A 25,261-nucleotide genomic window follows, 5' to 3' on the forward strand; every position below is an offset into this window, starting at 1 on the left:
CGGCGTTACTTCGCCTTCTCGATCTTGGTCACCGTCAGGCGCCCATTGACGCGGTCAGCCTCGAAGGAAACCTTATCGCCGGGCTTGACCGTCTTGAGCATGGCCGGATCGGCCACGGCGAACACCATCGTCATCCCTTCCATGTCGAGATTCTTGATCGGGCCGTGCTTGAGGGTGATCTTGCCCTGGGCCTCGTTGATCTTGGTGACTTCGCCCTTGACGGGCGCTGTTTGCGCCAGTGCCGATGTCGCGAGGACGGAGAAGGCGAGGGTGAGGAGGAGTTTGCGCATCAGAAGGCTCCTGTCTTCGCGGTGACGACGATCGTGCCGGTCATGCCGGCTTCGCGGTGGCCCGGGATCAGGCAGGAAAAGTCGAACTCGCCGACCTTGGTGAATTTCCAGATCATTTCGCCGGTTTTCTTGGGGTTGAGGCGCCGGGCGTTGGGATCGTCATGCTCCATATCCGGATTCTTCTGCATCTCGGCGCCGTGCTTGAGGTTTTCGGCCAGGGTGGCGAGTACGATCTCATGATCGATCTCGCCATTGTTGCGCAGGACGAACTTGATCTGCTCGCCCTGACGCACTTCGATCTTGCTGGGGATGAACATCATCTTGCCGTCGGTCTCGCGCATGGTGATGGCGATGGTGCGCGCCGGCTTTTTGGCATCGCCCGGCTCGCCATAGGCGCGCGCCTCGCCATGCGCGTGCCCGGCATCGGCCAGGGCCGGCCCGGCCGCGAGGGCCAGTGCGGCCGCAAATAGGATTTTCGAAAACATCCATGCTCCTTTCATCGGGAATCAGTGCTGATCGTGGTTGGAGCGCCGGCCGGGCTTGATCACGCGGACTTCGGCGGTGCTGCTACGGTTCTCGGGAGCGGAGGGCGCGTGGAAGGCGTTCTTCGACGCGCCGGTCCATTCATAGGAGACCGTGCCTTCCGGGTGCTTGAACCAACCCGGATCCTTGTAGTCCCCGGCGGCCAGGCCCTGGCGAACCTTGACGACCGAGAACATGCCGCCCATTTCGACCGCGCCGAACTGGGCGAAGCCCGTCATCATCGGCAGGGTGTTGTCGGGCAGCGGCATTTCCATCTCGCCCATGTCCGCCATGCCGGCGGAGCCCATGGGCATGTAGTCGGGCACGAGCTTGCGGATCTTGGCCGCGACAGCCTTCTTGTCGACGCCGATATAGTTGCGGACGTCGTGGCCCATGGCGTTCATGGTGTGGTGCGACTTGTGGCAGTGAATGGCCCAGTCGCCCTCGGCGTCGGCGGTGAAGTCGAAGGCGCGCATCTGCCCGACCGCGCAGTCGATGGTCACCTCCGGCCAGGCGGCTGCTTCGGGCACCCAGCCGCCATCGGTGCAGGAGACCTTGAAGTCATAACCATGCATGTGGATGGGGTGGTTGGTCATGGTGAGGTTGCCGAAGCGCACTCTGACCTTGTCGCCCTTGCCGCAGACCAGGGGATCGATGCCCGGAAAGGCCCGGCTGTTCCAGGTCCACAAATTGAAGTCCGTCATCTCCGCCACCTTGGGCACATAGGAGCCCGGCTCGATGTCGTAGGCGTTGATGAGGAAGACGAAATCCCGGTCGACGCGCCGGAAGGCCGGGTCGCGCGGGTGCACGACGAAGAAGCCCATCATGCCCATCGCCATCTGCACCATTTCGTCGGCATGCGGGTGGTACATGAAGGTGCCGCTCTTGCGCAGCTGGAACTCGTAGACGAAGGTCTTGCCGGGCTTGATATGCGGCTGGGTCAGTCCCCCGACGCCATCCATGCCATTGGGCAGCAACTGCCCGTGCCAGTGGATGGTGGTGTGCTCGGGCAGCTTGTTGGTGACGAAGATGCGCACCTTGTCGCCCTCGACGGCCTCGATGGTCGGGCCCGGCGATTGTCCGTTGTAGCCCCACAGATGGGCGACCATGCCGGGGGCGATCTCGCGCACCACCGGTTCGGCGACCAGATGGAATTCCTTCCAGTCGCCATTCATGCGCCAGGGCAGCGTCCAGCCGTTGAGCGTGACCACGGGGTTGTAGTCGACGCCGCTGGTCGGCACGAGCGGGGGCTGCATGCCGGCTTCCTTCATGGTGGGCGCTTCCGGGATGGCGGCGGCCTGGGCGCGGCTGGAGATGGTGCCGGCGCTGATTAGGGCCGCGGCACCGAGAAAGGAACGGCGGGATACCGTCATGAGGTCAGCTCCTGTGATCAATGCGCGGCGCCGGCAGCGGGCGCGGTGGCCATGGCGGTTTCCCCGCCCGATGACGGGGCCGAGCCGCCGCCGATGAGGGCAGCCTGGAAGTCCACGCCGGCGATGAGGAAATCCCGTTGTGCGCCGATTGCAGCCACGCTGACGTCGAGGCTTTCGCGCGTGGTGGTCAACAGGTCGAAGACGTCGATCAGCATGCCGCTATATTCGAGCACGGCCTGCTGGTTGATGGTCTTGCGCAAGGGCAGGATGCGTGCGCGGTACTGGCGCCAGATCTCGTGCCGGCCGCGATAGGTGAGAAAAGCGGTCCTTGCCTCGGAGCGCACCGTGACGGCCTTGTCCACCAGCCGGTTGACCGCCTGCATATAGGTCTCGCGCGCGTGCCTTACCCCGGTCTCGCCGAGATCGAAGAGCGGGATCTGCACTTCGAGCTCGAAGCCGCGCGGATAGTTGCGCTTCTTCGCGCCGTCCTCGCTGGCGCGGGTGTAGTTGGCCAGGCCCGTGAGATCGAGCAGGGAAACATAGCGGCTCGCCTGGGTCAGGCCGAGCTCGGCGGCCATGGCGTCGAGATCGAGCCGGGCTGCGATCAGGTCGACGCGCCTGCGGACGGCCTGCGCCTCGATTTCGCTCGAGGACGGCAACTTTCCAGCCGTGGCCGGCAGAACTCCCGGCAATTTATAGTCGGTTTCGTTCCCCCACAGGCCGAGCTGGCGGATCAGGGCCTCCCGCTCGATACCGGCCTGAAGCCTTGCTTCGGCGAGGCGGTTCGAGACCTCGGCATAAAAGGAGGCCGATCGCGCCTGGTCGAGCTTGGTGGCGCCGCCGGTTTCGCCGAGCTTGCGCGAGAGATCGCCGGCAGCTTCGGCGGAAAGCCGGGCCTTCTGCAGCAGGCCGACGGTCTGGCGGGCCGCCACCGCGCGATAATAGGCCCGGCGCGTATCCGCGGCGAGGCGGAAGGTCGCCTCGATGGCCCGGTAGCGGGCCGCCTCGAACTGGGTCTTGGCGATGTCGCGGCGAGCCGGCAGGGTCAGCAAGGAGAGGACGCTCGCCACCAGCCGGCGCTCAATGTCCAGCTCGCCGCCGGCCGCCACGCGCTCAAGCTGGAAGGTCGGACTCGGCGGCAGGCTTGCCGCGACATAGGCGGCCTCGGAAATGCCGAGGGTGTTGTAGTCGGCCTGGAGGCCGCGATTGTTCAGAAGCGCGATCTGCACGGCGCTGTCGGCCGTCAGAGGCCGGGCAAGCAGGTTGGTGATGCGGGCTTTGGCCTGGGCTGCCTCGGTCGGCGAGGTGATCTTGACGGCTTCCTTGCCGAGTTCGGATGCGACGCGTCCCTTGACGGGCATCATGCCGCCATCGGGTGTGAAGCTGGCGCAGCCCGCCAAGCCGAAGGCGAGCACGGTCAGCACGGCTAGCCGATTGGACCGGGCGATGAGAACTGGCAGGGCCATTATTGTCCCTCCCGCTTGGGAGCGACCCTGTCGTTCCTTTCAACCCAGGGCCTGGGCTCGACGGGGCGGAAATCGAGGGTGCCTGAGGTCACCGGCGTATAGTGCAGGCGCGGCACCGGCGTATCGGGATTGGACGGGTCAGGGCCGACGGCAAGCTTGGGCGGTGGCGCGCAAGCGGACAGGGCGACGGCGAGAGCCGTCGGAATGGCGATTTTCATGATGCTTCTCGGGCAGCAGCGTCCGGCCGCCTTCAAGGCAGCCGCAGGCGCACAGGTTTTGGAGACAAGGCAGAGTGCGAGGCGTCAATCGCCTCGAATTGCGACCGGTCGGCCGAGCCCGCGGGAGTTCCGGCGACGCAGGGGCGCCGAACGGAAGGCAGAAGGGGGACGATCAGCCGGCGGACGCGTCGGCCCGCCTGGGCGGTCTGTCGAGCAGGGACAGCATCGCCATCGGCAAGCCCGGTTCCATGAAGGCGAGCTTGATGGCGATGATGAAGGTGCGGGCGTTCAAGAGGGGAGCATCGGGTTCCACGGCGACATGACAGGCAAAGGCGCAGCAAGTGGAAGCGGCTTCACCAGCACCGTCCTCATCGCTGCATGGCGCCGGCGGATGACAGGACATCTCACCTGTCATCGTCGCCTGGTCATGATGCGGCGCGTCGGCCTTCTTGCCGGCAGCGTGATGGCTCGTGGCGAGATCGCCGGGCATGCGTGTGCTCGCCATCGCCCAGCCCACGGACGTCACTGCGAAAAGCAATGCGAGCATCAGGCACAGGAAAGGGCGAAAAAGGCGAATCATCGGGACCCTGTATGAAGGTTCCCATATGGGAAGGACAAGCAGCCATTTCGAGAGCTCGGACAAGCCGCTTGCCTGCAGGGGAGGCCGGCGGCAGCGACGGCGGCGCGTCGGCAGCGCCTCTCTTGAAGAGAAAACGCTCCGATCTCTCATGCCGTGCTTGACCCTATGCGAGCCTCATTGGCCTCATGCCAGACATTCGCGCGGCTCTTCCTTTTCTCGGAACAACTGCGGTGCCAGTTTCAGCGCGGCGAAGAAGCCGGGCAGGGCGATCGCGATGGCCAGGATGAACACGGTCAGCATGGCTTGCTGCAGTTGCGGGCCCGTGGTGGCAGAGCCCGCGCCATTGGCGTTGGCCACGAAACCGAGCACGGCGGCGCCGATGGCATAGGCTGCCGATTGGAGCGTGGGCAGCAGGGCCGATGTGCGGTTGCGCTCCTCCACCGGTGAGGCCTCCATCAGGCCCTGGCTGAGATAGCCCCAGCTCGCGCCGAAACCGGCGCCGATCAGGACCTGCCCGCCGACGAGCAGCACGATGTCGGTTTTCCAGAGCGCGGTGATGATGGCGACGAGTCCCAGCACCAGGAACAGCGGTCCCAGCCAAATCAGCCGGCGGCGGATCCTCTGCGAGGCCACGCTGGCCACGGCGATGGCGACGAGGCTCCAGCACACGGCCATCACCGCGTTGAGCGCTCCCGCCAGCGTCGCGCCATAGCCCCATAGATGCTGGATCAGGTAGACGAGATAGACCGAGGCGGCCGAATGCGCCATCGGCATCAGGAAGACGATCCACAGGCCGAGGCCGATGGGCTGGCCGAGCCGGAAGGCATCCTTGGGGAACAGCCGCGCAGGCGAGCGCCTGTCGCTGTAGACGGCACCGGCATAGAGCAGCGCGGCAAGCACCAGCAGCAGGATGGCGCCACTGCCGGCGCCGGCCATGTCGGCGATCATCACCGCCGCCATGCCGGCTCCGATGGCGCTGAGCTGGACGAGCGGAAGCGCCGCTGCCGTTTGCTGCCGGTCCGCATGCGGCACGACCTTGAGGACCAGGGCGATGAAGATCAGGGAGAGCGGCACGTTGACCAGAAAGGCGGCCCGCCACGACACGGTTTCGCTGATGATGCCGGCAACGGCCGGACCGCCGAAGGCCGCCGTGGCCCAGACCATCGCTTCGGCGCCGAATACCCTGGGAACCAGCCGGGAGGGGAATATCTCCGGGATCAGCGCATAGCAGATCGCGGCGATCAGGCCTTCGCCAAAGCCCTGCAGGGCGCGGCCGACCAGGAGCACGGCCATGGCCGGGGCCAGGCCGGCAAACAAGGTGCCGGCCGTGAACAACAGGGCGGCCCCGATCAGCGCAGCCCGCGCGCCATAGCGGGCCTTGAGGAGTGCCGCGATCGTGCCCCCGAGAATGGCGAAGATCAGATAGAGGCTGACGGACCAGGCGATCAGCGAAGCGCCGCCGAGTTCGTCGATCGCCGAGGGCAGGGCGGTCGAGACCAGGAAGCTGTTGAAGGCGAACAGGGCGACGCCAAGGCAGAGCGTGGCTGTCGCGCCGGCATAGCGGCCGACCGCAATCTCCCGCCAATGGGCTTGGGTTCCCGTGCTGACTTGCGCATCCATCTTCGACTCCAACTCGCGGCATCCATCTCGAACAAGGCCCGGCGCCATTTCGGCATCGCGACTTTGTCTGGCCTACAACCTCTACTTAAGTTAAGGTCAAGAGGTTTTCTGGGAGACGATCCATGGTTGAGATGAGCGTCGGCGATCTGGCTCATCGCAGCGGCGTATCGGTGACGGCGCTGCATTTCTACGAGCGCAAGGGGCTGATCCGCAGCCGGCGCAGCCAAGGCAATCAGCGGCGCTACGATCGGGCCGTGCTGCGTCGCGTGGCCCTGATCAAGGTGGCGCAGGAACTCGGCTTTTCGCTGGCGGAGATCGGGGCGCGCCTTGCCGAGCTTCCGGACGATCGTCCGCCCTCGCGCAGCGATTGGGAAATGCTCGCCACGCACTGGGCCGGCGAACTCGACCACCGCATCGCCCTGATGCAGAATCTGCGCAGCGAGCTGACGGGCTGCATCGGCTGCGGCTGCCTGTCGATGGAGCGCTGCACCCTGCTCAATACCGATGACCGCCTCGCCGGTGCGGGAAACGGGCCGGTCAGGCTGATGCAGGAGGCGGAGGCGTAGCCGGTCTTGAGTAAAATACGATTTTCCGAAACGTACTTTACTCACTCATTCTTTGTTTAGACGCGTTTTCTTAATCGAAAAGTCCATCAGCTTTTCTCGAAAGCGCTCTACTCCGCCGGCTCGAACGGCAGGTTGATCTGCCATGAGACGCCGAAACGGTCGGCGACCCAGCCGAACCGGCGGCTGAAGCCGTAGTCGTCGAGGGCCATGAAGACCGTGCCGTCCTGCGACAGGGCCGCGAAGAGGCGATCCAGCTCCTCTTTCGTCGCGCAATCGATGAAGAACGAAAAGGAGGGGGTGAAGGTGAAATTGTGCTGCACCGGGCTATCGATGCAGATCACGCTCTGGCCGGCGATGCTGAAGCGCGCCTTCTTGATCGAGCCCGGCAGTCCCATCTCGCCGGGGCCATAGCGCTCGACATCGAGGATCTCGCCATCGGGGAACAGGGAGACATAGAGGTTCATGGCGGCATCCGCCTGGCCGTGCCCCTGGAACATCAGGAAAGGCTGGACCGTCAGTTTCATCGGCATGTCCTCCAGGCGGTGGGCGTCCTCTTGCGGCATATTCAAGGATAAGGGCTTCTTTCGGCCCCGTCATGCTGCGCCCTTGCCCACTCTCCGTGAACGGCATGGGTGCCAATTTTGAGGCCAATGGGCAAGTAGCCGAAGTGCCGATCGCCTGATCGGCATCTTTTTCAGTGAGGCGATGGCGCCCGCCGGCTATGCCGATCTGGAGATCGGCGCGCCTGATCCGGTTTCAACTCCGGCAGGGCCGTCTCAACTATGAAGCCCCGGCGCCTCGTGGCCGGTGCGGGCGACATATTCGGTATAGCCGCCGCCATATTGGTGGATGCCGTCCGGCGTCAGTTCCAGCACGCGGTTGGAGAGGGCGGCCAGGAAGCGCCGGTCATGCGAGACGAACAGCATCGAGCCCTCATATTGCGACAGGGCCGCGATCAGCATCTCCTTGGTGGCGAGGTCGAGATGGTTGGTGGGCTCGTCCAGCACCAGGAAGTTCGGCGGGTCGTAGAGCATCTTGGCCATGACCAGCCGAGCCTTTTCGCCGCCCGAGAGGAAGCGGCATTTCTTCTCGATGTCGTCACCCGAAAAGCCGAAGCAGCCGGCCAGCGTCCGCAGCGAACCCTGGCCCGCCTGGGGAAATGCATCCTCGAGCGTCTCGAAGATACTGCGGTCACCGTCGAGCAGGTCCATGGCGTGCTGGGCGAAATAGCCCATCTTGACGCTGCCGCCCTGGACGACCGTGCCCTTGTCGGGCTCGGCGGTGCCGGCGACGAGCTTGAGCAAGGTGGATTTACCCGCGCCATTGATGCCCATCACGCACCAGCGCTCCTTGCGGCGGACCTGGAAGGTGAGACCTTCATAGATGCTGCGGTCGCCATAGGCCTTGTGCACGTCCTTCAGGCTGACGACGTCGTCGCCCGAGCGGGGAGCGGGCTGGAATTCGAAGGCGATGCTCTGGCGCCGGCGCGGCGGTTCGATCTTGTCGATCTTCTCCAGCTTCTTCACCCGGCTCTGCACCTGGGCCGCGTGGGAAGCGCGCGCCTTGAAGCGCTCGATGAACTTGATTTCCTTGGCCAGCATCGCCTGCTGGCGCTCGAACTGCGCCTGCTGCTGCTTTTCGTTGAGGGCGCGCTGCTGCTCGTAGAACTCGTAATCGCCCGAATAGCTGGTCAGCGTGCCGCCATCGATCTCCACCACCTTGGAAACGATGCGGTTCATGAACTCACGGTCATGCGAGGTCATCAAGAGGGCGCCCTCATAGCCCTTGAGGAACTCTTCCAGCCAGATCAGGCTCTCGATGTCGAGATGGTTGCTCGGCTCGTCCAGCAGCATCGCATCGGGGCGCATCAGGAGGATACGGGCCAGCGCCACGCGCATCTTCCAGCCGCCGGAGAGGGCACCGACATCGCCGTCCATCATGGCTTCGCTGAAGCTGAGCCCAGCCAGGACTTCGCGGGCGCGGCCTTCGAGCGCGTAGCCGCCCAGCTCCTCGAATCGCCCCTGCACCTCGCCATAGCGCTCGATGATGGCATCCATGTTGTCGGCCTGGTCCGGGTCGGCCATCGCCGCCTCGAGCTCCCTCAACTCGGCCGCGACCTCGCTGACCGGCCCGGCCCCGTTCATCACCTCGGCGACGGCGCTGCGGCCCGCCATTTCCCCGACATCCTGGTTGAAGTATCCGATGGTGACGCCGCGGTCGACCGAGACGCGACCCTCATCGGGCTCCTCCTCGCCGGTGATCATGCGGAACAGCGTCGTCTTGCCAGCGCCGTTCGGGCCGACGAGCCCGACATTCTCGCCCTTCTGCAGGGTGGCCGAGGCTTCGATGAACAGAATCTGGTTGCCGTTTTGCTTTGAGATGTTTTCGAGACGGATCATGGTGCGGTGCGGTCAATGCCTAGGGAACCGCGCTCTTACGCGATGCCGGGAATTTGAGAAAGGCCTCATCGCCTGGAGAGGAAAGGACGACGCGTCATCCTTGCTCGAGCATGAGACAGCACATCGGCTCATGCCCACAAGCAACTGACAATGTGAAGGAAAAGGAGAGAATGGCGCGCCCGAAAGGATTCGAACCTCTGACCCTCAGATTCGTAGTCTGATGCTCTATCCAGCTGAGCTACGGGCGCGCTGGGAAGCGACCGGCGCTTCCATGGGCGGTCTGATAACCAAGCCAAGCAGGGGATGCAAGCCCCCCTCGCGCTTTTTTTCACATTATCGAAACAAACCCTCGCCCTGCTCGTCGATCAGCTGCTTGCCTTTGGTCAGCGAAAACTGCACGGCATCGTCCAGACTGGCGAAACGGTCGGCCCGGATGAACTTATGGCTCTTGAGTTCGCCGCCGATCTCTTTTTCCACATAGCCGCAGGTCTGGTACTGGCCACCCTCCTTGTAAGGGGCGGGGCGGACGGTAAAGCCGTTATATTCCTCGCCATCCCCCTTGGGTGCCGGCTCGCCATCCGATTCGCGTTTGCCTCCGAACAGGGAGGAGAGGGATTTAAGGAAGGAGGCCACGGCAAAGTCCCGGTCTGATTGATCAAGGCCCGCACGATAGCTGCATTGACGCCTGTCGCCAATGGGCGCATCTTCCGCCCGGTTGTGGGAGGACGAGCTTTCGCGCGGAGGCTGCGGGGATTTGCTCCCGCCGGCGTGCTTCACTAGAATTTGCCGGCCGCAATGGGATGCGGCAGCGATTCCTGGGACACAGACATGAACAAGCTCATTCTCGCCAGCATGATCGTGATGGGTGGGTTCTATGCTGGGACAGGTACGGGACAGGCGGCCTCCCGCCCTCAAGGCGAGCGCTACGCCGACAATGCCAGGATCGAATGCATCCTGCCCTGGTACCGCTTCTTCGGTGCCTGCGACGAGGCGATCCAGGATCCGCCCGACGGCAAGAACGGGCACGAATGGGAGCATCGCGGCCATCGGCATCGCGGCTGGCGCCGCTAGAACATTGTGCCGAAAACGGAATTCCGGTTTTCGGCACAGCCGATGCGTTTGTAGAAAAGCCCCGGGCAGGCGTTGCCCCCGAACCTCGGCGCACCTCTCCAAAGCGCGGGTTCGCGTTTTTTTCCGCATCGGTCTCCATCCGGTGGCCTTGAAATTGCCGCGGGAAGACCAAAATCAAGGAGCCCCACAAGACGGCGGGAGCCGCGGGGGATTTCATTTTTCAGTTTTGCCGGACAAGGGAGCCGGCATCGGGATGGTCGATGGACCCGGCAGACGGGGCCCTCGGCATGCCTGATGTCGGCTCTCGTTGAACTATTGATTTTTCACCAGGGTCCACAAAGGGGCAGCAATGCGTGAAGGTAAAATGATACTAGAAAATTTGCGTGGCCGCGAGGGCGTCATCGGCACCCTGTTGGCCTTGGGGCTCTCGACCGCAGCGCTCGCCCAGAACGCGCCGCCTCCTGCCGTGTCCGTCGCCAAGCCCGTGGTGAAGGAAGTCGTCGAATATGACGACTTCATCGGCCGCTTCGAGGCTGTCGACCGGGTGGATGTCCGGGCTCGCGTCTCGGGTTATGTCGACAAGATCCATTTCGTCGACGGCGCCATCGTCAAGGCGGGGGATCCGCTCTTCACCATCGACCAGCGTCCCTACCAGGCTGCCCTCGAGGAGGCGCAGGCCGGCGTGGAGGCCGCCAAGGCGCGGGTGGATTTCGCCGCCGGCGACGTCAGCCGTGCCGAGAACCTGCGCAAATCCGGCAACATCACCGGTCAGATCTATGACGAGCGCACCCAGACCCTGGCCACCGCCAAGGCTGACCTCAACCGGGCGCAGGCAACCCTAAACCGCGCCAAGCTCGATCTGCAGTTCACCGAGATCAAGGCGCCGATCGCCGGGCGCATGTCGCGCCGGCTGGTCTCGCTGGGCAATCTCGTCAACGCGAACGAGACCGTCCTCACCAATGTGGTGTCGATGGATCCGATCAATTTCTACTTCGACGTCGACGAGCGTTCCTATCTCGCCTACCAGAAGCTCTCGACCGGATCGCTGCGCGTCTCGAGCGACGGCAATCTCAACGAGGTTCTGGTCGCCACCTCCAACGAGCGCGAGCCCATCCACAAGGGCCATATGGACTTCACCGATAATCGCCTGGATGCCGCCAGCGGCACCATGCGGGCCCGCGCCGTGTTCGAGAACAAGGATCTGGCCCTGGTGCCCGGCCTTTTCGGCCGCATCCGCATTCTCGGTTCCGACAAATACAAGGGCGTGCTGGTGCCCGAGGACGCGCTCGGTTCCGACCAGGACCGGCGCGTCGTCTATGTCGTCGGCGCCGACAATACGATCTCGCTGAAGCCGGTGCGTGTCGGTTCGCGCGTGGACGGCTACCGCGTCATCCGCGAGGGGCTCAAGGGTGACGAGACCATCGTCGTCAACGGGCTGATGCGGGTGAGACCCGGCATCAAGGTCGATCCCAAGCTGACGACCCTGCCGGCGACCGCCGTCGCAGCCGCCAACTGAGAGAGCGGTCCATGCGGTTTGCCCATTTCTTCGTCGACCGGCCGATCTTTGCGTCGGTTCTGGCGGTCGTGATCACCCTTGTCGGCGCCATCGCCTTTCTCGGCCTGCCGGTCGCGCAATATCCCGAGATCGCGCCGCCCACCATCGTGGTGCGCGCCAGCTATCCCGGCGCCAATGCCCAGACCGTCGCGGCCACCGTGGCCACGCCGCTGGAGCAGCAGATCAACGGCGTGGAGAACATGCTCTACATGTCCTCCTATGCCTCCAATGACGGCTCGATGTCGCTGACCATCACCTTCAAGCTTGGCACCGATCTCGATACAGCGCAGGTGCTGGTGCAGAACCGGGTCGCCATCGCCACGCCGCGCCTGCCCGACGATGTCAGGCGCCTCGGCGTCACCACGCTGAAATCCTCGCCCGACCTGATGATGGTCATCCACATGTTCTCCCCGGATGACCGCTACGACCAGCTCTACGTCTCAAACTACGCCCGCAACAATGTGCGCGACGACCTCCTGCGTCTCGACGGCGTCGGCGACCTCACCATCTTCGGCGAGCGCCAATACAGCCTGCGCGTCTGGCTCGATCCGGACAAGCTCGCCAGCTACGGACTGACCTCTTCCGACGTGGTGCAGGCGATCCAGGCCCAGAACGTCCAGGTTTCGAGCGGCGCCATTGGCCAGGAACCGACCACCTCGGGCGGGGCCTTCCAGGTCACGATCAACACCCAGGGGCGCTTCCAGGATGTCGCCCAGTTCCGTCGGGTCATCGTGCGTTCGACCCCGGACGGGCAACTCGTTCGGGTCCAGGACGTGGCGCGCGTGGAACTCGGCGCGCAGGACTACGTCACCAATTCCTACCTCAACGGCAAGCCGGCGGTGGCGCTGGCGATCTTCCAGCGCCCCAACACCAACGCGCTGCAGGCGGCCGACGAGATCATCAAGAAGATGGAGGAACTCAAGCAGTCCTTCCCGCCGGGAATCGCCTATTCGATCGTCTACAATCCCACCCAGTTCATCGCGGAATCGGTCAACGCAGTCTACCACACCCTCGGCGAGGCCGTGGTGCTGGTGGTGGTGGTGATCATCATCTTCCTGCAGAGCTGGCGCACGGCGCTCATCCCGGTGATCGCCATCCCGATTTCGCTGATCGGTACCTGTGCGATCATGGCCGCCTTCGGCTTTTCGCTCAACACGCTGACCCTGTTCGGCATGGTGCTGGCGATCGGCATCGTGGTCGACGACGCCATCGTGGTGGTGGAGAATGTCGAGCGCAACATCAGCCTGGGCATGTCGCCGCGCGATGCGGCGCACGAAACCATGGACGAGGTCGGCACGGCGGTTATCGCCATCGCCCTGGTGCTGGGCGCGGTCTTCATTCCCACCGCCTTCATCCCCGGCATATCGGGCCAGTTCTACCGGCAATTCGCCCTGACGATCGCGGTCTCGACCTTCCTCTCCGCCTTCGTCTCGCTCACATTGTCGCCGGCGCTCGCCGCGATCCTGCTCAAGCCGCACAGCCATGAGCCGCCGCGCAATCCCCTGACGAGGCTCGGCAAGAGGCTGGCCGGCGGCTTCAACCGCAGCTTCGACAGCCTGTCCAACGGCTATGCTTCCAGCGTGAACCGCGTCGTCCGGCGAAAGATCATCATGCTGCCGCTCTATGCGGGACTGCTGGCCGGCACGGTCTGGGCGGTGCAGAAGGTGCCGCAGGGCTTCATCCCCACGCTCGACCAGGGCTATGCCATCGTGGTGGTGCAGCTGCCGGACGGTGCCGCGCTCTCGCGTACCGATGCCGTCACGCGGCGGGTTTCCGAAATTGCGCGGGCAACGCCCGGGGCGCAGGATGCGGTGGCCTTTGCCGGCTTCTCCGGTGCCACCTTCACCAATGCCACCAATTCGGCCGCGGTCTTCGTGCCGTTCAAGCCCTTCGAGGAGCGTCTCAAGGAAGGGCTGACGGCGGACAAGATCATCAAGGACCTGTTCGGGCGCATGCAGGTGATCGAGGAGGCCTTCATCATCGCCATCCCGCCGCCGCCGGTGCGCGGTATCGGCAATGCGGGCGGCTTCAAGCTGCAGGTGCAGGAGCGGCTGGGCTCGGACATCCAGCGCATTCTCGCCTCGACCTATGAGATGATGGGCAAGGCGCGCCAGAACCCCAAGCTGTCGGGCGTGTTCACCACCTTCTCGGCCAACTCGCCGCAGCTCTTCCTCAATATAGACCGGCAGAAGGCCGAGATACTGAACGTCCCGATCACCAATATCTTTGACACGCTGCAGCAGAATCTCGGCACGGCCTATGTCAATGATTTCAATGCGTTCGGGCGTGTTTACCAGGTGCAGGCCCAGGCCGACCAGCGCTTCCGCAACGATCCCGAGCAGATCGGCGGCCTGCGTGTGCGTTCGGCGTCGGGAGCTCTGGTGCCGCTCGGCACGCTGGTGGAGGTGAAGGAGGTTTCCGGCCCGCAGCTGATCCAGCGCTACAACATGTACCCGTCCGTGCCGCTGCAGGGCAATGCCGGCCCGGGCGTCTCCACCGCCCAGGCCCTGGACGAGATGGAGGCTCTGGCCAAGGCAACCCTGCCGCAGGGCACCAGCTTCCAATGGACGGACCTGGCCTTCCAGGAGCGGGCGACCGGCAATACCGCGATCTTCATCTTCGCTTTGTCGGTTCTGTTCGTCTTCCTGGTGCTGGCTGCCCAGTATGAAAGCTGGTCATTGCCGCTCGCCATCATCCTGATCGTACCGATGGCCGTGCTCTCGGCTCTGCTTGGCGTGATGGCGCGTGGCATGGACAACAACATTCTCACGCAGATCGGCCTGATCGTGCTGGTAGGCCTTGCCGCCAAGAACGCCATCCTGATCGTGGAGTTCGCGCGCGAGGCGGAAGCGCGGGATGGAAAGAGCCCGATCGAAGCAGTGGTGGAGGCCTGCCGCCTGCGCCTGCGCCCGATCCTGATGACGGCCTTTGCCTTCATCCTGGGCGTGGTGCCGCTGCTGATCGCCACCGGCCCAGGCGCCGAAATGCGCCAGGCTCTCGGCACGGCCGTGTTCTTCGGCATGCTGGGCGTCACCTTCTTCGGCCTGTTCCTGACGCCGGTGTTCTACGTGACGCTGCGCATGCTTGCGCCAGGCAAGAAGAAGAAGGAGGCCAAGCCGGCCGAAGCGGTGCCGGCGGCAGAGTAGCGCCTGGAGTCTTTGCGCTTTCGCAGGCAAGAGGGCTTCCCGACCGTGGTTGGGAAGCCCTTTTTTGTCGCTTGCCCATGTGGTGCGGGAAGCGCAGGACCTGGGACCGCAGACGTGCCGTCCGCTTCTTCCCATCCCCAAGCGGGACGCTTCCAAGAGCGGACGAGACGTCCGCGGTCACAGCCGGCTGCCGCGCCGACCGGTCCTCGCAAGCAACCCTTGCCCTGACAAACGAAAAGCCCTCCATGCCGGGCACGGAGGGCTTTTCGTCTCCAAGAGGCGGACATCGCGACATGCAGGCATGTCGCTGAGACGTCCGCGCTCGCAGGACATCAATTGTCGAGGAAGCTCCTCAGCTTGCGCGAGCGGCTCGGATGCTTGAGCTTGCGCAGCGCCTTGGCCTCGATCTGGCGGATACGTTCGCGCGTCACCGAGAACTGCTGGCCGACTTCCTCCAGCGTGTGGTCGGTGTTCATGCCGATGCCGAAACGCATGCGCAGCACGCGCTCCTCGCGGGCGGTCAGCGACGCCAGCACGCGCGTGGTGGTCTCGCGCAGGTTGGACTGGATGGCCGCGTCGATCGGCAGGATAGCGTTCTTGTCCTCGATGAAGTCGCCGAGATGTGAATCCTCCTCGTCGCCGATCGGGGTTTCCAGGGAGATCGGCTCCTTGGCGATCTTGAGCACCTTGCGCACCTTTTCGAGCGGCATGGCGAGCTTCTCGGCCAGTTCCTCCGGGGTCGGCTCGCGGCCGATCTCGTGCAGCATCTGCCTCGACGTGCGCACGATCTTGTTGATCGTCTCGATCATGTGCACGGGGATGCGGATGGTGCGGGCCTGGTCGGCGATCGAGCGGGTGATCGCCTGCCGGATCCACCAGGTGGCGTAGGTCGAGAACTTGTAGCCGCGGCGGTATTCGAACTTGTCGACCGCCTTCATCAGGCCGATATTGCCTTCCTGGATCAGGTCGAGGAACTGCAGGCCGCGATTGGTGTATTTCTTGGCGATGGAAATGACGAGGCGCAGATTGGCCTCCACCATTTCCTTCTTCGCCTGGCGAGCTTCGCGCTCGCCCTTCTGCACCATATGCACGATCTTGCGGAACTCGGTGATCTCGAGGCCGGTCTCGGTGGCGAGGTTATGGATATCCTCGCGCATCGTCTTGATGGTCTCGAGCTCGTGGGCCACGAACTCCTTCCAGCCCTTGGAACCGAGCTTGGAGACGCGCAGGATCCACTTGGGATCGAGTTCGGAGCCCTGATAGGTCTTCAGGAAGTCCGACCGGTCGACGCGATAGCTCTCGGCCAGACGCATCAGGCGGCCTTCATAGCTGATCAGGCGCTTGTTGATGTCGTAGAGCTGTTCGACCAGAGCATCGATGCGGGCCTGGTTGAGCGAGAGGCTCTTGACGTTGACGACGATCTCTTCCTTCAGCTTCTTGTATTTGCGGTCCTGCGAAGGCGAGAGCGAACGGTTCTGCAGCCGGCTCTCGACATTCACATCCTGCAGGCGGCGCAGCTTCTTGTAGTCGTCGGCGATGCGGTCGAAGGTCTCGAGCACCTTGGGCTTGAGCTCGGCTTCCATGGCCGAGAGCGACACGTTGTTCTCCATGTCGTCTTCGTCCATCTCGCCGTCCATCGGCGGCAAGGCGTCGTCGTCCATCTGCTGCTGCTCGGGCTCCCCGCCCTCGGCATCGCCATCGCTCGCCACTGCCGGCGGGTTCTTGCCGTCGGGGCCGGCATAGGTCGCCTCGAGATCGATGATGTCGCGCAAGAGAATCTTGCCATCATTGAGCTCGTCGCGCCAGATGATGATGGCCTGGAAGGTGAGGGGGCTTTCGCACAGCCCGGCGATCATCGCCTCACGGCCGGCCTCGATGCGCTTGGCGATGGCGATTTCGCCTTCGCGTGACAGGAGCTCCACCGTGCCCATCTCGCGCAGATACATGCGCACGGGATCGTCGGTGCGGTCGGTCGGCTCCTTGGCCGTGGTGGTGGAAGCGATCGCGCGCGTCGAAGTGGCCTCGACGAGGTCGCCGCCTTCGGCTTCCTCCTCCTCGCCCTGAGCAGCCTCCTCGGACTCCTCGTTCTCTTCGTTCTCGACGACATTGATCCCCATTTCGGAGAACATGGCGAGCACGTCCTCGATCTGGTCGCCATCGACCTGATCGGAAGGCAGGACGTTGTTGATCTCTTCATGCGTGACATAGCCACGCTTCTTGGCGCGCTTGATCAAGGCGCGAACCGCGGCATCCGACAGATCGAGCAAGGGGCTGTCCTGGCTCGGCGCTTCGGTGTCCGGCGTTTCTTCCTTGTCAGCTTCCTTTTTCGCCATCGTTGCTTTCCCTCACTCGCTCAAGCAGGATTTCGCAGCTCGCCCCGCCGGGTAGAGCTCTGAAATCCCGCATCACGTCCCTGCCGGTCCGAAGCCGACAACTGTCAACTCACCCGGGCCACAGATTTTGGCCCGCAAGCACTGGCGCATCCGTGCACCCTGTGCCAAACCCGATGCGGAATTTCCTAGATTCGCCTGTCGGCGCGTCCAAGCAATTCCAAACAACTTCAAGGCTTTGGTGCATGGTCCTCGCCTCGATTGGGGACCCCGACCCAAAACCCGCACCCGGCAGGAGATTCCCGCCAAGGCCGACTGTTTGCCAACACCAAAAAGGGCAGCATCCGGTACCCGGAGCCACCCGACTTGTCGCCGCCTTGCTCCAGCGTCCTGGGAAAGACCTTCGATTCGTCTGCGTAACGCCTTGCAGCAACTGCCAGAATCGAAATTCCAGTTCCAGGAACTGGCGCTATCACTACCCGGGCAATGGCTAATCCGCCGTTAACCCTGCTAGTCCTACACGGCTCGCGAAGTCCGCCCGGACGAAGCTCCAAACCCCTCGATCATCGCCTCGGTTCCTTCCATCGCGGCGATCTGCGCCTTGATATTGGTGAGCCGAGCCCAATTCTCTTCGGTGAAGTCCTGGTCCATGGCCGCCTGGGCGAGCCTGAGTTCCTTATGTAGCGTGCGATTCTTATGATGCAAGGCCACTGCATGCACGAATCCGTCCCGAACGTCGGGAAACGCGGCGTCCCGTCGCACCCAAAAGTGGGTTGGACTGCTCAAAGCGGCGATATGCGCGAGCAAACGTTCGAATCCCTGGGTCATCAACTCGGCCTCGACCGCAACTGATTCGCGCAGCCCATGCGCCACGCAATCGATCAAGGCCTGGCGCAGGCGGCTCGCCTCGACATTCTCGAACTCGAGCCCCGCCAGCAATTCGCAATGGTCGTCCAGCAGATAGGGATGGGCCACCACGACGGCCAGGATGAGGGCCTCGCGCGCGGGAATGCTGCCATGGCCGCCCCGCATGCGTGCGCTTTCCCTGACCGCCGGCGTCACCAGATGCGTGGTTTGCGATGTTTCGCGCCGGCTGCCGCCCTGGCGCCAGGCCCGCTGCGGACCGCCCGCAAAGCCGGACTGGGCCGTCCGGGCCGGGGCAAAGAAGCTGCGCAGGCGGTTATCCATTTCCGCCCGATAATGCTTGCGCACCGTCTCGTCGCGGATCGGCGCCAGCGCATCCATCAGCTTGCGTTCGAGCGCGGCGCGCCGCTCCGGCGTGGAGAAGTCGCCGCTCTCCGTCTCGCGAGCCCAGAGAATGTCGGAAAGGGGCAGAGCGCCCTGCAGGACTTCCGACACCGCCGTGGCGCCAGAGCTGCGCACCAGTTCGTCCGGATCCTGCCCGCCCGGCAGCAGCGCGAATTTCAAGGTCTTGCCGGGGCCGATCTGCGGCAGGGCCACGTCGACGGCTCGATAGGCGGCGCGCCGCCCAGCCTTGTCTCCATCGAAGCACAGCACCGGCTCCTCGCTCATGCGCCAGAGCAGATTGAGCTGGTCTTCGGTAAGGGCCGTGCCGAGCGGCGCGACCGTATGCCCAAAACCCGCCACGCTCATCATGATGACGTCGACATAGCCCTCCACCGCGATGACGCCGCCCTTTTCATGGGCGGCCTTGCGGGCGCGATGATGGTTGTAGAGGCAGGCGCCCTTGTGGAAGAGCGATGTCTCGGGCGAGTTGAGATATTTGGCGGATGCCTCCTTGTCCATGGCGCGGCCGCCGAAGGCGATCACCTTGCCGCGTACATCATGGATGGGGAACATGATGCGGTCGCGGAAGCGATCATAGGGGACCTGGATGTCTTCGCCATGGATGAGAAGGCCCGCTTCGATCATGGCGTCGCGGTCGACGCCCTTGCCGGCGAGATGGTCGCGCAGGGCGAATTTCTCGTTCGGCGAATAGCCGATGCCGAATTCGGCCTGGATCGCCGGCGTCAGCCCGCGATCGGCGAGATAGCCGCGGGCGGCTGCGCCTTCCCGCGCCTGCAGGCGAGACTGGAAGAAGGCGGCGGCAAGTTCCATCACCTCATGCAGCGAGGCACGCTGCTCTTCGCGGCGGACATCCTCCACCGTCATCTTGGGCAGGGTGACACCCGCATCGTTGGCGCAACGCTCCACCGCTTCGGGAAAGGAAATGCCCTCCACCTCGCTCAGGAAGCGGAAGATGTCGCCATGCTTGCCCGAGGAGAAGCAGTGATAGAAGCCCTTCTGGTCGTTGACATAGAAGGACGGCGTCTTCTCGGCATTGAAAGGCGAGAGGCCGCGCCACTCCCGGCCCTGCTTCTTAAGCTTCACGCGCCGGCCCACCACCTCGGACACAGGCAGCCGGGCACGGATTTCGTCGAGCAGGGAGGGCGGGTATTTCATGGGCTCTTATGTGAGGACGTTGGCCACCGACGCAAGAGCCCTAGTCTAGCACGAAAGGCGTGAGTCGAATCTTTCCCCGTTGTCCTCAGGACGGCGAGATAGGCGCAATTTCCGGGTGCGCGGACGTCCCGTCCGCTTCTTGGACGTGCAGCGATTGATTAAGGAAAAGCGGACGAGACGTCCGCGCACCCGGGAGGACAACGGCCGGTATAAGAAAAGGCCCGGCATGGGCCGGACCTTCCCTCGTGCATCAACAGTTCGCGCGCAGATCAGAAGGTGCGCTTGATACGCACGCCGCCCATCCAGAAGTCCGACTTGGCGTCGCGGGCGATCGCCGCAACTCCGGCCGTCGGCACATAGGACAGGTTGTCGATGGTCTGGTGCGTGTAGGTGACTTCGCCGGTAACGGTCAGGCCTTTGACGATCGTGTAGATCACGTTGCCGGTCAGCGAGTATTCCTTGACCTTGCGGTCGCCCAGATTGCTGAACTTGTCATAGGTGGTGTCGATATAGGCGCCGACCAGGTTGGCACCCCATTGCGGTGCGAAATTGCCGCCGAGTTCGGCCGTCACCGACCAACCTTTGCCGCCGTCGAAGCCGCCATTGCTGTTGAAGAAGTAGTCCTGGCCCTTGAGCTTGCTGGAGCCAATGCCGAGATAATCGAGCGCACCATCGGCATACTGGCCTTCGATCACGAAGTGACCCTTGTCGATGACCGGGATGTTGACGAGCAAAGTGCCGCCGACCGCGTAACCCCACTTGTTTTCGCGCGGAACAATCGTCTCGGCCGTACGGTATTGATGGGCGGCTGCCTGGACGGCCACCGAGCCCCAGTCCTGCTTCAAGCGGATCTGGCCGACCACGTCTGGAATCTGCTGGCCGCCCTGCTGATTCTTGGCGAAGGCGTTCTGGCGATGGTCACGGCCATCTTCGATCGAGAGGGTCGCTGTGAAGCCGCTACCGAAATCAGCCGTATAGGCCAACAGGTTCACGACGTTGGACTGGGCATAATAGGGACCCCAGACCGTGTTGCCGAAGTCAAGGTCGTAAAAGCCGAAGAAGGAATGGGCGTAACCAGCGGTCAGGCCACCGAATTGAATGTAGGCATATTTGATCGAGAAGGTATTGCCGGAGGTATCCTTAGTAGAATCCCAGTTGATGGGATGGCTGATGCCTCGAATCTGGAAGAAGGAACGCAGCAGGCCAAACTCGGTCTGAGTGCGCGCATCGAAGGAAATGCGAGCCTCGGTATTGAAGGCGCTGGAGTGGATGTCACGATTCTGTTTGTAGAAGTCAGATCCGAAGTCGTTCTTGGTATTGGCCTTAATGCCATCGCCACTCTGGTTATAGAAGCGATAGTCGGCGCGGATTTCGCCGGCGATCTTGAGGCAGGTATCGCTGCCGGGGATGTAGAAGAAGCCGGGGCCGAAGGCGGAGCAGACCTTCACATATTCGACGGCTTCCCCCTTGGTCATGGGGAGGTCGGCGGCCTGAGCGGCAGCGAGAGCGGTGAGGCTGGCCGCGGCGCCGAGCAGAAGAGATTTGATCGTCATCAGATAGCTCACTGAGCAAATTGGGTTGGGTACATCGGGCTGGTTCGTTTCAGTGCCGAGCCCGACCTGTCGCCTTTTGAGGGCAATTGTGGCCGGATGCTCGTGAAGCGAGAGCCGAGGTGTCTTTGCGCAATTTTCTGAATATTCACAACATTGATGGAGAATAAATACTGACATGACATTCTTATAACTAATAACTGTCTCCGAAAAGCCACATTGAGATTTATAACAATTTCATGACGATATAGTTATATTTTATGAAGAATGAGAATAAACGTTGAGTGTGGAGACTTGTGCGGAGGAGATGATAATAAATTCCTCCGTGCTGGTGCCGTTGCTGACGATGGCGAATAACTGTGCTTGGCATCCGCCGATCATCAAGGCGTGCAAAGGGAGTGCGATGATAGTTCGGGTTCTCGTTTTATCTGCGCTTCTGAGGAAATGCCTCCACAAGTTGTGGAGGCATCATGCGCGAGATCATCAGCCGCGTGGCGGCACCTGATCGGCGACACCGCTCGCGACCTGCCTGAATACGCCCCTCAGCCAGGCGAGCAGGCGATCATGTTTGCGCGCAGCATGCCAGACCATGGTGATCTTCAGGACGGCTGGCTCGAGCGGGGGTTCCAGCAGTACGAGGTCCAGGGCTTCGGCGAACTGCCGAGCGAAGGCATGAGAGAGCACGGTCACCATGTCGGTCCGGGCAACAGCCATCAGGGCCGAGGTGAAATGGGGTGTGGTCAGGCCGATGCGCCGTTCCAGCCCCGCCGCTGCCAGCGCTGCATCCGCCTCCGTGCTGCCGTCCCCGAAGACGGATACGGTGACATGGGTGAGGGCAGCATAGGCGGCGAGGCTGAGCGGCCCGTTCCGAGCGGCCGGATGATCGCGCCGCATGATCAGCGCAAGGCGGTCATCCATCAGCGTCTCACTGTGAGTTCCGGCCGCGAGCGGGTAGTTGGCGAGGGCGAAGGTCAGGTCGATATCGCCGCTTTGCAGACGACGGGCGATGTCCGCTGAGATCGGCACCGCCCTGAGGTCGACATGCGGCGCTTCCTCGAGCAGTCGCACCATTACGCCGGGAAAGAGCAAGGTTGTCAGCGAATCGACCGCTGCGATCCGCAGCGTGCGATGCTCGGAGGACGGATCGAAACGCGGTTCGGCGACGAGGGCACGGATATCGGCCAGGATCTCCTGCACCTGCGGCGCCAAAGCCTCGGCGCGTGCCGTCAGCACCATGCCCGCGCCCGAGCGCAGCATCAGTTCGTCGCCGAACAGATGACGCAGGCGATCGAGTGCCCGGCTCATCGCCGGCTGGCTGAGGCCGATCTCGCGCGCCGCGCGGCTGACGCTGCGCTGGGAGAGCAGGGCGCCGAGCGCCGTCAGCAGGTTGAGATCGATCGCCTTCAAATGCACATCGCGCATATATTGAATATAAAGCATGCATTGGAGTTATGATAGGGCGCTTGCTAGCGTCTCCTCATCAAGGAGAACGCACTATGTCTGCCAAGATCATGATCCTGGGATACGGTCCCATCGGCCGCGCCATCGCACGGCAGCTTTCGGATGCGGGCCGAGAGGCGCTTGTCGCCCAGCGGCGCGAACCCGCTGATCTGCCGTCCGGCACGCGGTTCCGTGCCTGCGATGCCCTCGACCGAGCCAGCCTGACCGCCGCGCTGAAGGGGCACGACGTGCTGATCTGCACGGTCGGTCTCGCCTATGACGCCGCCATCTGGGAAAGGGACTGGCCCCGGCTGATGACCAATATGCTGGCGGCCTGCGCCGCGAATGGGACACGTCTGGTCTTTGTCGACGATCTCTACATGCACGGTCCCCAGCGCGGGCCGCTGCATGAGAACACGCCCCTGGACGCGTCCGGCCGCAAGGGCAGGGTGCGCGCTGCCATCACGCGTCAATGGCAGGCTGCCGGCGCGGTGAAGACCGCGGCCTTGCGGGTGCCGGATTTCTACGGTCCCGGCGTGATGCTGTCGGTGCTCGGCGAAGAGGTGATTGGCCGCCTGGCCGCCGGCCGCGCTGCGCGACTTGTCATCGCTGCCGACGAGCCGCATGCCTTTGCCTATGCGCCGGATGTGGCCGCGGCTGCGATCCTGCTCGCCGACGCTCCGGACGACGCCTATGGCCGGGCCTGGGTCATGCCCTGCGCGCCGGCGCGCACCCCGCGCGAGGTGATCGGCATGGCCGCCGCCACGCTCGGTGTGAAGCCGAGCTTGCAGGTGCTTCCGGGTTGGCTGCAGAGATTGATTGGGGCGTTCGTGCCGTTTCTAAGGGAGTGGAGCGAGACGTCCTATCAGCACGATCGTCCGTTCCTGGTCGATGGCAGCAGTTTCGAGCGTTATTTCGGCTTCCGGCCGATGCCGCTCGAACGCGGAGTTCAGGCCACCGCGGCCAGCTTCATCAAAACTTGAAGGCTACTGCCCGACGATCGCCTCGCCCAGCCGCAACGGAGTCTGCAGCAGCGTGCCGGCCGTGTTGACGACAAACAGCCCGGTTCGTGAGATCGGATTGCCGCGTGCTGCCGCCGCATCGCTCTTCGCCATCTGGTGCAGGGAAGGCAGCAGGCCGACGAACTTGCTGTGATTCATCGAATCCAGGCTCTTGGCATCCGACATGTCGATGACCCGCAGCCCGTAATGGGCAATGGCCTGCTGAGCCTCCTTGTTGTTGATGAGGACATTGCCGACACGCGGCACATCGCCCGCCAGCCGCTGCGAGAAGCCGAGCGCGCGATCGTCTCGCGAAATCGCCACGGTGATGGGCTGGTTGAGCTTGCCGATGGTGTCGAGCTGGGTGCGGAAGACGTCGATGTCGATATCTGGCGACATCAGGAAGACTTCGCCGAGCTTGGGAAGGAAAGCTGAGTTGCCGCGGATCCTGGCTTGACGGAGAGCCTCCACCGCCAGCCAGTTGCCCATGGAATGTGCGATGATGTGGATGCGCTTGACGCCCGGGGTGCGGGCGAGACCGTTCAGCGTCGTCTCCAGATAATCGCGCGAATAGGTGGTGCTCTCGCGATCGGCGACATAGCCGGTCAAGGTCCCGAGCGAGGGCCAGGCGAAGGCGACCACGGCACCGGGGAAGCCGCTGTCCTTCTCGAGCTGGGCAACCCGATAAACGGCTTCCTGATAGTTGGTGTTGTAGCCGTGCACGAACACGATGACTTCGCCGGTACCCTTGGTGTCCTTCACCACCGCCGCATCGAAGCGAGCCTGGTCGAGGGGGGCCGAACTGGTCACCACGAAGTTGACGGCCGGATTGCCGGGCGGCTTCTTCGGCCATTCGATATTGCCGGCAACATGGTTCGGCGGCACCGAGATCGTATAGGCTTCGTAGCTCAGGCCGAAATTGCGCTTGGCCGTGAAGTCGCGCTTGTCGATTTCGGAACGCTGGCGGGTGGTGGCGACCAGAATGTTGACCGGCGTGCCGACACCTGCCGATATCGAGACCGGATGCAGCATCAACGCACCGGGCCGGTCGGCGCAGGACGCCAAGCCGGCCAGGGCGAGCAGAACCACCGAAAACCGAACCAGGAAGCGTGGTGAAGGCGCCATGCCGGCCTCATCGTTGCAGCGGCCGGCAATCTAGCGGGCGCATCGGTCTCGGAAAAGCGCGGAGTTTGGACGTCCTTAACCGCCGAGTGCTTCCTTGACCAGCGGGCTGGTCTTGCCGAAGTCCATCTTGCCTGCGAAGCGCTCCTTCAGGACGGCCATGACCTTGCCCATATCCTTGACGCCGGCAGCGCCGATTTCGCCAACCACGGCGGCGATGGCCGCCTTGGTCTCGGCCACGTCCATCTGCTTGGGCAGGAAGGAGGAGAGGATCTCGATCTCGGCCTTGCTGGCCGCTGCCATTTCCTCGCGGCCGGCCTTGAGCGCGGTCTCCAGCGTCTCCTCGGCCTGCTTGATCATCTTCTGCAGCATGGACAGGATCTCGCTTTCCGGGATCTTGCCGTCATGCTCGCCGCCGCGGGCGGCGATATCGCGATCCTTCAGCCCAGCCTGGATCATGCGCACGACCGACAGGCGGGCCTTGTCGCCGCTCTTCATGGCGTCCTTGACGGCAGTGGTAAAATCGTCGCGCAGAGACATGATGCCCTACCTTTCCTGGAATCAAAATTGTTCACCGGGCGGCACGCG

21 protein-coding genes and 1 tRNA gene are annotated in these 25,261 nt (G+C 63.5%); 5 read left to right on the forward strand and 17 right to left on the reverse strand.

All coding sequences use genetic code 11. From position 1 onward, the window contains the following. Positions 1-5: 5 nt before the first annotated feature. From J8I29_RS04380 to J8I29_RS04410, 7 genes are all read right to left on the reverse strand, one after another. The gene (locus J8I29_RS04380) at positions 6-290 is read right to left on the reverse strand and encodes a copper-binding protein (protein WP_105865258.1); all 285 of its coding nucleotides are present in this window, start codon (positions 288-290) and stop codon (positions 6-8) included. After that, the gene (locus J8I29_RS04385) at positions 290-775 is read right to left on the reverse strand and encodes a cupredoxin family protein (RefSeq protein WP_209430768.1); all 486 of its coding nucleotides are present in this window, start codon (positions 773-775) and stop codon (positions 290-292) included. The genes J8I29_RS04380 and J8I29_RS04385 overlap by 1 nt, the downstream gene beginning before the upstream one ends. A 21-nt stretch (positions 776-796) precedes the next feature. Further along, a complete protein-coding gene (locus tag J8I29_RS04390; RefSeq protein WP_105865260.1) occupies positions 797-2,185 on the reverse strand; it encodes a copper oxidase in 1,389 nt (462 codons plus the stop codon). Between the two features lie 17 nt (positions 2,186-2,202). Beyond that, positions 2,203-3,651: a TolC family protein gene (locus tag J8I29_RS04395; RefSeq protein WP_209430769.1), complete on the reverse strand. Its 1,449-nt coding sequence runs from the start codon at positions 3,649-3,651 to the stop codon at positions 2,203-2,205. Then, positions 3,651-3,869 carry a hypothetical protein gene (locus tag J8I29_RS04400; protein ID WP_105865262.1) on the reverse strand — a complete coding sequence of 73 codons (219 nt, stop codon included), beginning with the start codon at positions 3,867-3,869 and terminating at the stop codon, positions 3,651-3,653. The genes J8I29_RS04395 and J8I29_RS04400 overlap by 1 nt, the downstream gene beginning before the upstream one ends. Positions 3,870-4,041: 172 nt before the next feature. Continuing rightward, positions 4,042-4,374, reverse strand: a complete 333-nt coding sequence (locus tag J8I29_RS04405; protein WP_209430770.1) for a hypothetical protein — start codon at positions 4,372-4,374, stop codon at positions 4,042-4,044. Positions 4,375-4,632: 258 nt separating this feature from the next. Next, complete coding sequence (locus tag J8I29_RS04410) at positions 4,633-6,069, reverse strand: MFS transporter (RefSeq protein WP_209430771.1); 1,437 nt, start codon at positions 6,067-6,069, stop codon at positions 4,633-4,635. Positions 6,070-6,191: 122 nt separating this feature from the next. Between J8I29_RS04410 and soxR the strand changes: the two genes are divergently transcribed. After that, positions 6,192-6,635, forward strand: coding sequence for a redox-sensitive transcriptional activator SoxR (gene soxR / locus J8I29_RS04415; protein WP_105865265.1), 444 nt, complete (start codon positions 6,192-6,194; stop codon positions 6,633-6,635). 107 nt (positions 6,636-6,742) lie between these two features. On the opposite strand, the gene J8I29_RS04420 is transcribed toward soxR, so the two are convergent. The 4 genes from J8I29_RS04420 to J8I29_RS30375 all read right to left on the reverse strand — a co-directional run bounded on the left by J8I29_RS04420 (position 6,743) and on the right by J8I29_RS30375 (position 9,811). Then, on the reverse strand, positions 6,743-7,159 hold the full coding sequence (locus tag J8I29_RS04420) for a VOC family protein (RefSeq protein WP_209430772.1): 417 nt from the start codon (positions 7,157-7,159) through the stop codon (positions 6,743-6,745). A 252-nt stretch (positions 7,160-7,411) separates the two neighbouring features. After that, positions 7,412-9,034 (reverse strand): ABC-F family ATP-binding cassette domain-containing protein, encoded by a 1,623-nt coding sequence (locus J8I29_RS04425; RefSeq protein ID WP_209430773.1) that lies wholly within the window; start codon positions 9,032-9,034, stop codon positions 7,412-7,414. A gap of 171 nt (positions 9,035-9,205) precedes the next feature. After that, positions 9,206-9,282, reverse strand: a tRNA-Arg gene (locus tag J8I29_RS04430). Positions 9,283-9,367: 85 nt separating this feature from the next. Further along, positions 9,368-9,811, reverse strand: a complete 444-nt coding sequence (locus J8I29_RS30375; RefSeq protein ID WP_348535979.1) for an HlyU family transcriptional regulator — start codon at positions 9,809-9,811, stop codon at positions 9,368-9,370. A gap of 51 nt (positions 9,812-9,862) precedes the next feature. On the opposite strand from J8I29_RS30375, the gene J8I29_RS29915 reads away from it, so the two are divergent. The 3 genes from J8I29_RS29915 (at position 9,863) to J8I29_RS04445 (ending at position 14,806) form a co-directional block, all read left to right on the forward strand. Next, entirely contained in the window at positions 9,863-10,105 is a 243-nt protein-coding gene (locus tag J8I29_RS29915) for a hypothetical protein (protein ID WP_245196653.1), read from the forward strand. A gap of 364 nt (positions 10,106-10,469) precedes the next feature. Beyond that, complete coding sequence (locus J8I29_RS04440; protein WP_105865269.1) at positions 10,470-11,621, forward strand: efflux RND transporter periplasmic adaptor subunit; 1,152 nt, start codon at positions 10,470-10,472, stop codon at positions 11,619-11,621. 11 nt (positions 11,622-11,632) lie between these two features. Further along, positions 11,633-14,806 (forward strand): multidrug efflux RND transporter permease subunit, encoded by a 3,174-nt coding sequence (locus J8I29_RS04445; protein ID WP_209430774.1) that lies wholly within the window; start codon positions 11,633-11,635, stop codon positions 14,804-14,806. 332 nt (positions 14,807-15,138) lie between these two features. Here J8I29_RS04445 and rpoD read toward each other — a convergent pair whose 3' ends face one another. The 4 genes from rpoD to J8I29_RS04465 form a co-directional block, all read right to left on the reverse strand. Next, a complete protein-coding gene (rpoD, locus tag J8I29_RS04450; RefSeq protein ID WP_105865271.1) occupies positions 15,139-17,139 on the reverse strand; it encodes an RNA polymerase sigma factor RpoD in 2,001 nt (666 codons plus the stop codon). A 513-nt stretch (positions 17,140-17,652) separates the two neighbouring features. Then, entirely contained in the window at positions 17,653-19,560 is a 1,908-nt protein-coding gene (gene dnaG, locus J8I29_RS04455; protein ID WP_209430775.1) for a DNA primase, read from the reverse strand. Positions 19,561-19,829: 269 nt separating this feature from the next. Beyond that, complete coding sequence (locus J8I29_RS04460) at positions 19,830-21,290, reverse strand: porin (protein WP_209430776.1); 1,461 nt, start codon at positions 21,288-21,290, stop codon at positions 19,830-19,832. 303 nt (positions 21,291-21,593) lie between these two features. Continuing rightward, a complete protein-coding gene (locus J8I29_RS04465) occupies positions 21,594-22,550 on the reverse strand; it encodes a LysR family transcriptional regulator (RefSeq protein ID WP_245196655.1) in 957 nt (318 codons plus the stop codon). A gap of 56 nt (positions 22,551-22,606) precedes the next feature. On the opposite strand from J8I29_RS04465, the gene J8I29_RS04470 reads away from it, so the two are divergent. Further along, positions 22,607-23,533 (forward strand): NAD-dependent epimerase/dehydratase family protein, encoded by a 927-nt coding sequence (locus J8I29_RS04470; protein ID WP_209430777.1) that lies wholly within the window; start codon positions 22,607-22,609, stop codon positions 23,531-23,533. 3 nt (positions 23,534-23,536) lie between these two features. On the opposite strand, the gene J8I29_RS04475 is transcribed toward J8I29_RS04470, so the two are convergent. Next, the gene (locus J8I29_RS04475) at positions 23,537-24,676 is read right to left on the reverse strand and encodes an alpha/beta fold hydrolase (RefSeq protein ID WP_209430778.1); all 1,140 of its coding nucleotides are present in this window, start codon (positions 24,674-24,676) and stop codon (positions 23,537-23,539) included. A 75-nt stretch (positions 24,677-24,751) separates the two neighbouring features. Next, positions 24,752-25,213: a GatB/YqeY domain-containing protein gene (locus tag J8I29_RS04480; protein ID WP_209430779.1), complete on the reverse strand. Its 462-nt coding sequence runs from the start codon at positions 25,211-25,213 to the stop codon at positions 24,752-24,754. Between the last annotated feature and the right edge of the window lie 48 nt (positions 25,214-25,261).

It is taken from the genome of Labrys sp. LIt4 (assembly GCF_017813775.1).
Classification (GTDB): Bacteria; Pseudomonadota; Alphaproteobacteria; order Rhizobiales; family Labraceae; genus Labrys; species Labrys okinawensis_A.

What these genes read in the sequence shown, in the direction of transcription:
- J8I29_RS04380 (WP_105865258.1), bottom strand. Translation starts at nt 290, where the DNA reads ATGCGCAAACTCCTCCTCACCCTCGCCTTCTCCGTCCTCGCGACATCG.
- J8I29_RS04385 (WP_209430768.1), bottom strand. Translation starts at nt 775, where the DNA reads ATGTTTTCGAAAATCCTATTTGCGGCCGCACTGGCCCTCGCGGCCGGG.
- J8I29_RS04390 (WP_105865260.1), bottom strand. Translation starts at nt 2,185, where the DNA reads ATGACGGTATCCCGCCGTTCCTTTCTCGGTGCCGCGGCCCTAATCAGC.
- J8I29_RS04395 (WP_209430769.1), bottom strand. Translation starts at nt 3,651, where the DNA reads ATGGCCCTGCCAGTTCTCATCGCCCGGTCCAATCGGCTAGCCGTGCTG.
- J8I29_RS04400 (WP_105865262.1), bottom strand. Translation starts at nt 3,869, where the DNA reads ATGAAAATCGCCATTCCGACGGCTCTCGCCGTCGCCCTGTCCGCTTGC.
- J8I29_RS04405 (WP_209430770.1), bottom strand. Translation starts at nt 4,374, where the DNA reads ATGGCGAGCACACGCATGCCCGGCGATCTCGCCACGAGCCATCACGCT.
- J8I29_RS04410 (WP_209430771.1), bottom strand. Translation starts at nt 6,069, where the DNA reads ATGGATGCGCAAGTCAGCACGGGAACCCAAGCCCATTGGCGGGAGATT.
- soxR (WP_105865265.1), top strand. Translation starts at nt 6,192, where the DNA reads ATGGTTGAGATGAGCGTCGGCGATCTGGCTCATCGCAGCGGCGTATCG.
- J8I29_RS04420 (WP_209430772.1), bottom strand. Translation starts at nt 7,159, where the DNA reads ATGAAACTGACGGTCCAGCCTTTCCTGATGTTCCAGGGGCACGGCCAG.
- J8I29_RS04425 (WP_209430773.1), bottom strand. Translation starts at nt 9,034, where the DNA reads ATGATCCGTCTCGAAAACATCTCAAAGCAAAACGGCAACCAGATTCTG.
- J8I29_RS29915 (WP_245196653.1), top strand. Translation starts at nt 9,863, where the DNA reads ATGAACAAGCTCATTCTCGCCAGCATGATCGTGATGGGTGGGTTCTAT.
- J8I29_RS04440 (WP_105865269.1), top strand. Translation starts at nt 10,470, where the DNA reads ATGATACTAGAAAATTTGCGTGGCCGCGAGGGCGTCATCGGCACCCTG.
- J8I29_RS04445 (WP_209430774.1), top strand. Translation starts at nt 11,633, where the DNA reads ATGCGGTTTGCCCATTTCTTCGTCGACCGGCCGATCTTTGCGTCGGTT.
- rpoD (WP_105865271.1), bottom strand. Translation starts at nt 17,139, where the DNA reads ATGGCGAAAAAGGAAGCTGACAAGGAAGAAACGCCGGACACCGAAGCG.
- dnaG (WP_209430775.1), bottom strand. Translation starts at nt 19,560, where the DNA reads ATGAAATACCCGCCCTCCCTGCTCGACGAAATCCGTGCCCGGCTGCCT.
- J8I29_RS04460 (WP_209430776.1), bottom strand. Translation starts at nt 21,290, where the DNA reads ATGTCAGTATTTATTCTCCATCAATGTTGTGAATATTCAGAAAATTGC.
- J8I29_RS04465 (WP_245196655.1), bottom strand. Translation starts at nt 22,550, where the DNA reads ATGCTTTATATTCAATATATGCGCGATGTGCATTTGAAGGCGATCGAT.
- J8I29_RS04470 (WP_209430777.1), top strand. Translation starts at nt 22,607, where the DNA reads ATGTCTGCCAAGATCATGATCCTGGGATACGGTCCCATCGGCCGCGCC.
- J8I29_RS04475 (WP_209430778.1), bottom strand. Translation starts at nt 24,676, where the DNA reads ATGGCGCCTTCACCACGCTTCCTGGTTCGGTTTTCGGTGGTTCTGCTC.
- J8I29_RS04480 (WP_209430779.1), bottom strand. Translation starts at nt 25,213, where the DNA reads ATGTCTCTGCGCGACGATTTTACCACTGCCGTCAAGGACGCCATGAAG.